This is a genomic window from Paracandidimonas soli, from assembly GCF_004342005.1.
Taxonomy (GTDB): domain Bacteria; phylum Pseudomonadota; class Gammaproteobacteria; order Burkholderiales; family Burkholderiaceae_B; genus Paracandidimonas; species Paracandidimonas soli.
Genome location: NZ_SMBX01000020.1, coordinates 1 through 3,189, shown reverse-complemented (window position 1 = coordinate 3,189; position 3,189 = coordinate 1). Strand labels below are relative to the sequence as shown.

Below are 3,189 nucleotides of genomic sequence, written 5' to 3'. Positions count from 1 at the left end.
CCACTCCTTCCCATCCCGAACAGGACAGTGAAACGCCTTCGCGCCGATGATAGTGGACGGACGTCTGTGAAAGTAGGTCATCGTCAGGCTCTTATACCTAAACACCCCCGCAAGTGAACCCTTGCGGGGGTGTTTGCTTTTAGGCAACAAAAACGCTAGCCATACCCCCCGGACAGATAAGGACGGAGCATGCGGTTCCCGGTGCAGCAGCGAATAAAAAACGGAAGTAATAATTATTATTGAGTGTTACATTGCGCGTTTATTCACTTTTGGCTGGATACAATCCCTGCGGTATTTCAAAACAAGCATAAAGGAATCGTAATGTATCTGAAGAAATTGGCTCTGACTTTGGCTGCCGCCGGCGTGATGATGGTTGGCTGCACGGAAACCACGGGCGTCAACAGCCTGCTCAGCATGGGCGGAAAAGCGATGCAGGCGGTCAACCTGTCCGACGCGGAAGTCATCAATCTCTCCAATCAGTCCTGCGCCGAAATGGACAAGACGAACAAGGTGGCCGCGGCCGGCAACAAATACAACCAGCGCCTGCAGCGCTTGGTCAAGCCGCTGGCGAAGGACCTCAATGGACAGAAGCCTAACTTCAAGGTCTACGTGACGCCCGAACTCAATGCATGGGCCATGGCCAACGGCTGCATCCGCGTGTATACCGGACTGATGGACAAGATGAACGATGACGAGCTGCGCGGCATCATCGGGCATGAAATGGGACACGTCGAGCTGGGCCACAGCAAGAAGGCAATGCAGACCGCCTATGCCATTTCGATTGCCCGCGACGTGGCTTCCGCAACGGGCAATAGCGTCGTGACGGCGCTGAACCAGTCGCAGCTCGGCGATCTGACGGAGTCCTTGCTGAACGCCCAGTTCTCCCAGTCGCAAGAAACGGCCGCGGATGATTACGCCTTCGATTTGCTGAGCCAGAAAAAACTGAAGACATCGGGTCTCGTTACGGCTTTCCAGAAGCTGGCTGAGCTGGATGGCGGAGAGGGCAGTATCATGAGCTCGCATCCTGGCTCGAACGCTCGCGCCGAACGCATGCAGGCCAAGATCGACGCAACCAAGAAATAATCCGGACGAGGTATCGTTTCGCAGAGTCCGTGCTGCGCAAGCCGTCGGATAGCGCGAAACAATTCAGTCGCAAGAAGCGGGAGGGAAGGCAGAGCGATTTGCCCGGCATCCCGCTTTTTTATTGCTGGGTCGACCCAGGATGAGCCTGGAGTGTGGGAGGCGGTTTTTATGCAGTCCGGATGGAAATATCGCAAACAATCCGCATACCGTGGATGGTCATGGACCGGAAGGCATGGGCTTCCTTGTTAAACTTTATGGTTTCGTGCGGAGGGCCGTCGGGCGTGCCTGGCTTTCGGCTGGTGCGGCTTTGCCTCCGGCCATTGCTTCCGATAACCTTCTTCCGTTTTTCACATGACTGCATCATCTCCTTTGCTTAGAGGCCTGGCGAGGCTATCCCTGATTTCACAAATCGCGATCGGTCTGGTGCTGGCGATTCTGCTGGCCTGGCTGAGCCCGGACACCGCGCGCCAGTTCGGATTCCTGGGCGAAATCTTCGTGACCGGACTGCGCGCGGCGGCGCCGATCCTGGTGCTCGTCCTGGTGGTGGCGGCCATCGCCAACCAGCGTCTGGATCAGCCGACCAATATGCGTCCCATCCTCCTGATGTACGTATACGGTACGATAGGCGCCGCATTGATCGGCGTCGTTGCCAGTTTCCTGTTCCCCTCGACCCTGACGCTGACACAAGCGACGACGGAGCTGGCGCCGCCTTCGGGGATTGTCGAAGTGCTCAAGAACCTGCTGTTCAGCGCGGTCACCAATCCGGTGCGCGCGCTTCTCGACGCCAACTTCATCGGGATCCTGGTCTGGGCGCTCGGTCTGGGCATAGCCATGCGTACCGGCAGCGACAGCACTCGTGCCGTATGGAGCGATCTGGCGGCAGGCGTGTCGATGATCGTCCGGATCATTATCCGCTTCGCCCCGATCGGCATCTTCGGCCTGGTGTCCTTTACGCTGGCGACGACGGGCTTCCATGTCTTGAAGGAATACGCGCATCTGCTCGCCGTGCTGATCGGCAGCATGCTCGTCGTGACTTTCGGCCTGAATCCCCTGATGGCCTACTGGAAGATGCGCCGCAATCCCTATCCCATGGTGTTCCGAGTTGTGCGCGAGAGCGCGATCACAGCATTCTTCACACGAAGCTCGGCGGCCAATATCCCCGTCAATCTGGAGCTGTGCAAGCGCATGGGACTGCATGAGGATACGTATTCGATCGCGATTCCGCTGGGAGCAACCGTCAATATGGCGGGCGCAGCGATCACGATCAGTGTCATGACGCTGGCAGCCGTAAACACGCTGGGAATCCAGGTGGATCTCCTGACGGCCCTGTTGCTGTGCATTGTGGCCTCGGTTACCGCCTGCGGTGCGGCAGGAGTGGCGGGCGGCTCGCTGCTGCTCATCCCGCTGGCCTGCAATATGTTCGGCATTTCCGACGATATCGCCATGCAGGTTGTTGCCATCGGCTTCATCATCGGCGTGCTGCAGGATTCGTTCGAGACCGCGCTGAATTCGCACACCGACGTGGTATTCACAGCGGCGTGCGATCACGCGGCGCAAAGCGGGCTGCCGGGCGGACAGGCTTTCCGGGCTGACGCCGACGACGTGTGATCGCGGCAAGGCGCTGCTTGGGCCGGTGACTTGGCGCCGGTATAAACAGAATGAGGCAGGCATGACAATCGACTACCGCTGGCTTTATGACACAGTACGCAAGCGCTTCGACTCTGACGAAGCCATGGAGGCGTTCCTGCCCAAGGCGCTCACGGCCGAGGAGTTGAAGCGCAAGGGCGATGACCGCTATCTTTCCGCTATGAGCCAGCGGGTGTTCCAGGCCGGAATGCAGCATTCGATGGTCGACGCCAAGTGGCCTGTCTTCGAAGAGGTCTTCGAGGGTTTTGCGCCCGAGGCGATGGCGTCGCTCGGCGCGGAGGAGATCGAAGGCTATATGAAAGATGCGCGCATCATCCGCCACCGCGTCAAGCTGCAGTCCATCCCCAAAAACGCCCGGTTCATCCTGAATCGCCCCGGGAATCGCGGAGGCTGTTTGGTTAAAGTACAGCGTTCATCGGCACGGCGGCGGGGTGAGTACGGTGATAGAGTTCCTCCGCC

Annotated in this window: 3 protein-coding genes and 1 rRNA gene; all 4 read left to right on the top strand. The window is 58.7% G+C overall.

All coding sequences use genetic code 11. The features are described 5' to 3' along the window. Positions 1-89: ribosomal RNA gene (gene rrf / locus EV686_RS19170) — 5S ribosomal RNA — on the top strand; the annotation flags it as partial. A 232-nt stretch (positions 90-321) separates the two neighbouring features. Then, the gene (locus EV686_RS18460) at positions 322-1,083 is read left to right on the top strand and encodes a M48 family metallopeptidase (protein WP_132478429.1); all 762 of its coding nucleotides are present in this window, start codon (positions 322-324) and stop codon (positions 1,081-1,083) included. A gap of 351 nt (positions 1,084-1,434) precedes the next feature. Next, entirely contained in the window at positions 1,435-2,691 is a 1,257-nt protein-coding gene (sstT, locus tag EV686_RS18455; RefSeq protein ID WP_132478428.1) for a serine/threonine transporter SstT, read from the top strand. A 61-nt stretch (positions 2,692-2,752) separates the two neighbouring features. Next, positions 2,753-3,189: DNA-3-methyladenine glycosylase I (locus tag EV686_RS18450; protein ID WP_207901896.1), on the top strand; the 437-nt coding region annotated here is incomplete at its 3' end.

Coding starts and splice junctions, on each gene's coding strand:
- sstT (WP_132478428.1), top strand. CDS start 1,435: ATGACTGCATCATCTCCTTTGCTTAGAGGCCTGGCGAGGCTATCCCTG.
- EV686_RS18460 (WP_132478429.1), top strand. CDS start 322: ATGTATCTGAAGAAATTGGCTCTGACTTTGGCTGCCGCCGGCGTGATG.